This window comes from Oceanicaulis sp. UBA6590 (assembly GCF_002433705.1).
Classification (GTDB): domain Bacteria; phylum Pseudomonadota; class Alphaproteobacteria; order Caulobacterales; family Maricaulaceae; genus Oceanicaulis.
In genome coordinates, this window is record NZ_DJIQ01000034.1 from 100,953 (window position 1) to 108,247 (window position 7,295).

The following is a 7,295-nucleotide window of genomic DNA, read 5'->3' on the forward strand; positions in this document are numbered from 1 at the left end:
ATCTCTCCCCTGGTCTTTTGTGTTGTGCTCCGCCTTGGCGGCGCTGACCACATACTGAAGGCGTAAACCTTCAAAAGGCAAAGAAAAAACGCCGCCAACCCGGCAAGGTTGGCGGCGTTTCCTCGTCACACGCGATTAATAGCGGTAGGTCAGGGTCGCGGTGAAGGTCCGCGGCGGGCCATAGAAGGCCACAACCGAGTCGTCGAAGATGGCGCCCGGGAAGTTGTAACCGCCGATGCGATACTCCTCATCGGTCAGGTTGCGGCCATGAAGACCGATTTCCCAATGTTCATTCGGCGCGCTCCAGACGGCGGACAGGTCCACCAGAGTGTAGCCGTCTTCATCCAGCAGCGGGTTCGGGAATTCGAACTGGCTGTAGCTGTCACGGTAGGAGATCGACGGCGTAACCGCCAGGTCGCCCCCGAAGGCTTCCGCTGTGTAGGTCAGCCCCAGATAGCCGCTCCATTCGGGCGAATTCTGGAACACGACCTGATCGGAAATGTCCACATAGGCTTGAGCCACGAGGTCATAACGCAGGAATTCATCGAACTCCGCCTGCAGCCAGCCGAGAGCAAAGTTGGCGGTCAGGTTTTCGGTCAGGAAGAGCGACCCTTCCAGCTCGGCGCCGTAGATGGTGGACTGGCCCACATTGTCCACGAAGCTGGCGATGCCGGTCGCGGTCGGGACCTGGGTGGTCACCTGCTGATCCTGATAGTCAGACCAGAACAGGGCGGAACTGAAGTTCAGCACGCCGCCGATATTCTCGCCCTTCAGGCCCAGCTCGAAGCTGTCCACGGTTTCCGGCTCATAGCCGTTCACGGTGTCCGGCGTCAGGATGGCGTCGCCGCGCATGTCGAAACCGCCGGACTTGAAGCCCTGGCTGTAGGAGGCGTAGCCGGTCAGTTGATCATTGAGATCATAGGAGACCGACAGTCGCGGGGTGAACTGATCGAAGCTGCGCTCGCTGGTGTAATCGGTGCGCAGCAGGATCGGGGTCGCCGCCGGACCGCCGGTCAGCGGCGTGCGGCCGACGCCCAGATAGTTGGCGCGGAAGACGTCGCCGGTCTTCTTGTCTTCCGTGTAGCGAGCGCCCAGCGAGACGCGCAGACGATCGGTCACGTCATAGCTGAAGTCGCCGAAAATGGCGTAGCTCTCGGTGTCCACGCTGCCGCCGGTCCCGATGGTGATGCCCAGAAGGCCCGCCACGGTGTCGAACGCGCCCTCGGCCGTGCTGTCGAGATAGTAGACGCCGACAACGCCCTGCATCCGCTCGCCTTCATAGGCCAGCTGGAATTCCTGGGTGAACTGGTCGTCGGCGTAATAGGCCGGGATGTCCAGAACCGGGGTCGGCGTGTTGTCAAAATCGATGATGGTGTCGGTATCGCCCTCGCGATAGGCGGTGATCGACTTGAAGGTCAGCGTGTCGCTGAAATTCCATTCCGCCGTCAGGGACAAACCTTCGGTCGAGACCGAGTTCTCGCCCACAAGGCCGGCGCGGGTGTCATAGATGTCATCCAGCGGCGTGGAGCCCGGCAGAGCCCCCGGCAGGATCCGCGAACCATGACGCGGATTGGAATCATCCTCGACGCGGTCATACGCAAGGCGGAAGAACAGATCGTCTGTCGGGGTCCATTCCGCGCTGAGGCGGAAAGCCGTGACATCCTTGTTGTAGTGATCCTGACCCGTGGTCAGGTTCTCGCCGTAACCGTCACGGGTGTAGCGCGCATAGGCGCCGCCAACGGCGAAAGTGTCTGACAGCGGCGTGGACGCCGACACCATGTAGTCGAGCTGATTATAGGAGCCGCCGGACACGCGCGCCATCAGCGTCGGGTCGCCATCCATGCGGGCTGTGACATACTTGATCGCGCCGCCAATGGTGTTGCGGCCGTAGAGCGTGCCCTGCGGGCCGCGCAGAACCTCGATGCGCTCGATGTCGAAGATGTCGAGCACGGCGCCTTGAGGACGCGCCACATAGACGTCGTCGATGTACAGGCCCACGCCCGGCTCAAAGCCCCAGAGCGGATCCTGCTGACCCACGCCGCGGATGAAGCTGATCAGGGTGGAGTTCGAGCCGCGTGCGACCTGCACGGTGGCGTTCGGGGTGATCGCCTGCAAGGTCGTGATGTCCTGGGCCCCGATCTGGTCGAGCTGGTCCGCTGAGAGGGCGGACACGGCCACCGGGACGTCCTTCAGGCTTTCCTCGCGACGGCGGGCCGTCACTGTGACGACATCGCGAACCGTGTCCGCGGATGTGCCGGCGTCTTGCGCCACGGCGGACGCGGCGAACGGCAGGGCGGACGCAGAGACGAGCAGTGCGGCCGCACTCAGAATGGTGCGTTTCATAGTCATGGGGTAATCCCTCCCTGTGAACGGAAGCTTCTATGAGCTTTTGCATGAGGTAAATTCAACGTTGAATGAAAAGTCAATAGCGATTAGGACTTCCGTCATAAACAACAAGGCCGCTGAGACCTGATAGACACAGGCTATGGCTGGCCAATTGAAGGCTTTGGGCTCTAAAAGGGAGCCCAAGGGAGGACCGGAAAATGACCGACGCCGGAGGAACGCGCCGGGGCGAGCGTACACGCACCCGCTTGCTCGACGCTGCTGAAAGTCTCTTTGCTGAAAAGGGCTTTCATGGCGTCACCGTACGCGCCATCGCCCGCCAGGCGGATAGCGACCCCGCGCTCGTCGCCTATTATTTCGGCGGCAAGCGCGAGCTGTTTGACGCTGTCCTGCTGCGTCGGGCGGAAGAGCTCAATGAGATTCGCTTGGCCGAACTGGCCGCCTGCGAAGCCAATGCCGGTCCCGAAGGCCCGACGCTGGAAGCGATCATTCACGCCTTCACCCATCCCCTGCTGGATCGCAGCGCCAATGGCGGCCCCGGATGGAAAAGCTATTTCGCCCTGGTCGGTCAGGTCACCAACTCTCCCGAATGGGGCGTTGCGATCATGTCCAAATACTTTGACCCGATCGTAAGGCGCTTTCTTGATGCGGTGCGCCGCGCCCTGCCCGATGCGCCCGAAGAGGAATTGTTCTGGAGTTATCACTTCCTGTCCGGCGCGCTGGTGCTGACCTTTGCAGACACCGGACGGATCGATGCGCTGTCCGGCGGGCTGTGCAAATCCAGTGATCTGGAAGCCGTCACGGAGCGCATGCCAGAATTCCTCGCGGCCGGCTTCAAGCGCATGGCGCAACGCCAGTCCAGCAAGACCCAAGCGACAGAGACTGTCCGATGACCCCGTTCTCCGAGCACTTCTACACCGCCCCTGACGGCATACGCACCTATTACCGGCGCTATCCCGCCCAGGGCGACAGCGGCAAGACGCCGGTCCTGTGCCTGCACGGGCTGACTCGCAACAGCCGCGATTTTGAAGATCTCGCCCCGATTGTCGCCGAATCAGGACGCAGCGTGATCGCACTTGATGTGCGAGGGCGTGGCCGGTCTGACTATGACAGCCAGATCGAGAACTATAATCCCGCAAAATACGTCGAGGACGTCATCGGCGTTCTGGACGAGCTGGGCTGGAGTCAGGTCATCTCCATCGGGACTTCGATGGGCGGACTGATGACGATGATTCTCTCCACCCTGCGTCCGAAACTTCTGACCGGCGTCGTCATGAACGATATCGGCCCTGAACTTGATCCTGCCGGTCTCAAACGCATCCAGGGTTATGTGGGCGGCGCGGGCAAATTCGCCAACTGGGATGAAGCGGGTGAGGCCCTGCGCGCGATCAATGGCGTGGCCTTCCCCAGAGAGACCGGCGCGGACTTCTGGATCGCCTTCGCCAAGCGCACCTGCCGGGCACTGGACACCGGCGAAATCGTTCTCGACTACGACGCGAACATCTCAAAACCGGTCAAGGATGGCGATGTGGCGCCGCCGGACCTCTGGCCCTTCTTTGAAGGCCTAGAAGGCATCCCCCTGCTCCTGGTCAGAGGCGCGATCAGCGACCTTCTGGCGATGGACTGCGTTGAAGAAATGTCACGCCGCCATGGCGATATGGAGCTGGCGCAAGTACCCGATGTGGGGCATGCGCCCTTGCTGACCGAGCCTGAAGCGCTGGAACCGATCAAGGCTTTCCTGAACCGTCTCGACTGAACGCCTTAGAGGATAACGACCATGTTGCTGCGTATTCTGGGCGGGCTGATCCTGCTGGCGGTCCTGGTGATCGCATTCTTCGCCTGGACCCTGCGTCCGCTGGACGCCGGAGCGGTTCAGTCTCAATGGATGACGGAGGCGGACCGGTTCGTCACCATTGCGGGCGAGGACTGGCGCGTGCGCGAAACAGGTCCGGAGAACGCCCCGGCCCTCGTTCTCATTCACGGCTTCAGCCACTCGCTGGAAAGCTGGGACGCGATGGCGGCCGAGCTTGATGACCGTTACCGGATCATCCGGTTTGACCTGCCTGGACACGGTTTGACCGGGCCGCGCGATGACAAGGCCTATGCGGTGCCGGATACGGTTGCCCAGGTCAGCGCCCTGCTCGACGACATCGCCCCGGAAAGCTTCGCCCTCGGCGGAAATTCGCTCGGCGGTCTGATCGCTTGGCGCTATGCGGCGGACCACCCGGACCGCGTCACGCATCTGGTTCTCATGGACCCGGGCGGTTACCCAAATCTGGGCGTGGGTGACGAACCTGCGCCCATCCCCGACGCCATGCGCGCCTATCTGACCCTCGCACCGGAAGCGGGCGTCCAATACGCAACCTCGACACTGTACGCGGATCCTTCGAAGGTGACGCCGGAACAGCTTGAACGCATCCGCGCCATGATGCGGGTGGAAGGCAATGGTCAGGCGCTGATCGAGCGGATCGAACAGTACACCCTGCCAGACCCCAATCCGGATCTCGCCCGCATCTCTGCGCCCACCTTGATCCTCTGGGGGGACAGCGACGCCATGATCCCGGCGACTCACGGCCCGCGCTTTGACGCGGCCATTCCCAGTTCCCGCCTCGTGCTGATGCAGAACACCGGCCATGTGCCGATGGAGGAATGGCCCGTGGAGACGGCGGCCCTTGTCGAGGGCTTCCTCGCGGAATAGCCGACGCCTGAATCCGAAATAAAAAGGGCGCGCAATGACTTGCGCGCCCTTTTTGCATTCAGAGCCTGAATGGATCAGGCTTGCAGCACCATCTGGCCGGTTGACGGTTCGACCCGATAATAGCCCAGACCGGCGGCCTTCCAGGCGCCCATGCCGCCCGCCATATGCGCCGTGACATCCGCACCCGCGGCGGCGCACGCCTGCAGTGCCTTGCCAGAGCGCCCCCCCGCTGCGCAATGCAAGACCACCTTGCGGCCCTGTCCTGTCGGCAAGGCGGCCGGATCGAAGGTGGAGAGCGGCAAGAGGAGCGCGCCCGGGATGCGTTCGTTCTCGTACTCACCCGGCTCGCGCACATCCACCAGGATGATTTCACCGGCTTTGAGGGCGGCGTCGACCTGTTCGGGGGACCAGTTTTCCATGTTCATTCTCTCAGAGTGGCGCCGGGCGAGACATGTCCGCCCGCTATCAATTATCAATTCTGACAAGTTTGAGCCTTGGCACAAGCCCCGCGTCTGTTTTTCAAGCGCGCGCCATTCTGCGTCTCCGGGATCGGAAGAAGGATGATACTCTGACGCCCGGTTCAGCAGGGGAAACGCCGATGGCCTATGTCGAAGGAACAGTGACCGCCGTACCCGACGCCAACAAGGACGCCTATGTCGAGTTCTCCAGACGATCAGGCGAGATTTTCAAGGAATACGGGCTTGAAACCCTTGTGGAGTGCTGGGCGGATGAGGTGCCGGACGGCGATCTGACATCCTTTCCGAAGGCCGTCAAACTGCAGCAAGGCGAAAGCGTCGTCTTTTCCTGGATGATCTGGCCCGACAAGACCACGCGCGATGCGGGCTGGGGCAAGATCATGGAAGACCCGCGCATACAGGCGCTGGGCGAAATGCCGTTCGACGGCAAGCGCATGATATTCGGCGCTTTCGTCCCGGTCGTGGAGCTCTAGTCCTCGAACACGATTTCTGGTGCGGGACGATGCGCGCTTTCAAGCGCGTGCAGCATGCCGGCGGCGGCCCGCTGGAACGCCTTGGCGACAGGTCCGTCGCCGGAGCCCACCAGTCGGCCCTCATCGCTGGCCTGACGCAATTCGGGATGGAGCGGGATCTCGCCCAGGAAGGGCACGCCCAGAAGCTCGGCCTCGGCGCGGGCGCCGCCCCGGCCGAAGATCTCGGTCCCCTCGCCACAGGACGGGCAGAGGAAAAAGCTCATGTTCTCGACGATGCCCAGGATCGGAATCGCGGTGCGATCAAACAGCGACACCGCCTTGCGCGCATCATCCAGCGCCAGGGTCTGAGGGGTGGAGACGATCACGACGCCCGAGATGGGCGCGCCCTGAGCGATGGCGAGCTGGGCGTCGCCCGTGCCCGGCGGCATGTCGATGATCAGCACATCCAGATCACCCCAGTTCACCTCGTTGAGGAACTGACGGATCGCGCCGGTCACCATCGGGCCGCGCCAGACCACCGGGTCACGCTCACCGACCAAGAATCCCATGGAGACGAGTTTCACGCCATGCGCTTCCAGCGGCTCGATCCCGTGTTCGGACTTCTGAAGGCCCGAGATGTCATTCAAGCCAAAGATTCGCGGTGCAGACGGGCCATAGACGTCAGCGTCCATCAACCCGACGGACAAGCCCATCTTCACGCACGCCGCCGCCAGATTGGCCGCTGTCGTGGATTTGCCCACCCCGCCCTTGCCGGATGCAACGGCAATGATCGCCTTGGCGGGCGCTTTGCCGCGCGCGCCCGTTCCCGCAGTGTCGGGTTTTGCAGCCTTGGCCTTCGTGTTCAGCGCCGCCTCGATGATGACGCGAGCGCGCTCGATCTCCGGATGGGCGGTCAGGGCCGCCTGGATCGCCGCGCGCAAGGCGCCTGTATCCTCGCCATCCGCGCCCGGCTTGAGCACGAGCGTCGCGACGCCGTCGCGCAGATCCGCGCCATCAATGCGACCGGACCGGTTCAGGGGCGCGCCGCTGGCCGGATCGGCCACCGAGGCGAGAGCATCAAGCACGATATCGTTCATGACGCTGAAATAGGCGAGCCCTGTCCTGAACGCAAAGCCATCCGCGCTTATTCCCATCCGTTTGCAGTATAAACTGCAGCTCAGACGCCCGAGCGACTTGATCGGCAGGCGCAAGCGCGGCTACACCGGTTAGTGGAGACGTGGCCGAGTGGTCGAAGGCGCTCCCCTGCTAAGGGAGTATACCTCAAAAGGGTATCGTGGGTTCGAATCCCATCGTCTCCGCCAGACC

At 62.7% G+C, this 7,295-nt stretch carries 7 protein-coding genes and 1 tRNA gene; 5 read left to right on the forward strand and 3 right to left on the reverse strand.

Annotated features, from left to right (window positions below; all coding sequences use genetic code 11):
* Positions 1-135: 135 nt before the first annotated feature.
* Positions 136-2,343 carry a TonB-dependent receptor gene (locus tag B2Z70_RS07570; protein WP_009800730.1) on the reverse strand — a complete coding sequence of 736 codons (2,208 nt, stop codon included), beginning with the start codon at positions 2,341-2,343 and terminating at the stop codon, positions 136-138.
* Positions 2,344-2,543: 200 nt separating this feature from the next.
* Here B2Z70_RS07570 and B2Z70_RS07575 point away from each other — a divergent pair, with 200 nt between their 5' ends.
* The 3 genes from B2Z70_RS07575 to B2Z70_RS07585 are packed head-to-tail and all read left to right on the forward strand — an operon-like array spanning position 2,544 to position 5,041.
* Positions 2,544-3,236, forward strand: coding sequence for a TetR/AcrR family transcriptional regulator (locus B2Z70_RS07575; protein ID WP_009800729.1), 693 nt, complete (start codon positions 2,544-2,546; stop codon positions 3,234-3,236).
* Positions 3,233-4,099, forward strand: coding sequence for an alpha/beta fold hydrolase (locus B2Z70_RS07580; protein WP_009800728.1), 867 nt, complete (start codon positions 3,233-3,235; stop codon positions 4,097-4,099). The genes B2Z70_RS07575 and B2Z70_RS07580 overlap by 4 nt, the downstream gene beginning before the upstream one ends.
* A gap of 21 nt (positions 4,100-4,120) precedes the next feature.
* Positions 4,121-5,041, forward strand: coding sequence for an alpha/beta fold hydrolase (locus B2Z70_RS07585; RefSeq protein WP_292982215.1), 921 nt, complete (start codon positions 4,121-4,123; stop codon positions 5,039-5,041).
* A gap of 74 nt (positions 5,042-5,115) precedes the next feature.
* On the opposite strand, the gene B2Z70_RS07590 is transcribed toward B2Z70_RS07585, so the two are convergent.
* Positions 5,116-5,460 (reverse strand): rhodanese-like domain-containing protein, encoded by a 345-nt coding sequence (locus B2Z70_RS07590; protein ID WP_009800726.1) that lies wholly within the window; start codon positions 5,458-5,460, stop codon positions 5,116-5,118.
* Between the two features lie 179 nt (positions 5,461-5,639).
* On the opposite strand from B2Z70_RS07590, the gene B2Z70_RS07595 reads away from it, so the two are divergent.
* Positions 5,640-5,990: a DUF1428 domain-containing protein gene (locus B2Z70_RS07595; RefSeq protein ID WP_292982217.1), complete on the forward strand. Its 351-nt coding sequence runs from the start codon at positions 5,640-5,642 to the stop codon at positions 5,988-5,990.
* Here the strand turns inward: B2Z70_RS07595 and B2Z70_RS07600 are convergent.
* Positions 5,987-7,054, reverse strand: coding sequence for an Mrp/NBP35 family ATP-binding protein (locus tag B2Z70_RS07600; RefSeq protein ID WP_292982219.1), 1,068 nt, complete (start codon positions 7,052-7,054; stop codon positions 5,987-5,989). The two genes, B2Z70_RS07595 and B2Z70_RS07600, sit on opposite strands and share 4 nt — an antisense overlap.
* 146 nt (positions 7,055-7,200) lie before the next feature.
* Here B2Z70_RS07600 and B2Z70_RS07605 point away from each other — a divergent pair.
* Positions 7,201-7,291: transfer RNA gene (locus tag B2Z70_RS07605), tRNA-Ser, on the forward strand.
* Positions 7,292-7,295: the final 4 nt, after the last annotated feature.

Coding starts and splice junctions, on each gene's coding strand:
- B2Z70_RS07595 (WP_292982217.1), top strand. CDS start 5,640: ATGGCCTATGTCGAAGGAACAGTGACCGCCGTACCCGACGCCAACAAG.
- B2Z70_RS07590 (WP_009800726.1), bottom strand. CDS start 5,460: ATGGAAAACTGGTCCCCCGAACAGGTCGACGCCGCCCTCAAAGCCGGT.
- B2Z70_RS07580 (WP_009800728.1), top strand. CDS start 3,233: ATGACCCCGTTCTCCGAGCACTTCTACACCGCCCCTGACGGCATACGC.
- B2Z70_RS07585 (WP_292982215.1), top strand. CDS start 4,121: ATGTTGCTGCGTATTCTGGGCGGGCTGATCCTGCTGGCGGTCCTGGTG.
- B2Z70_RS07570 (WP_009800730.1), bottom strand. CDS start 2,343: ATGAAACGCACCATTCTGAGTGCGGCCGCACTGCTCGTCTCTGCGTCC.
- B2Z70_RS07575 (WP_009800729.1), top strand. CDS start 2,544: ATGACCGACGCCGGAGGAACGCGCCGGGGCGAGCGTACACGCACCCGC.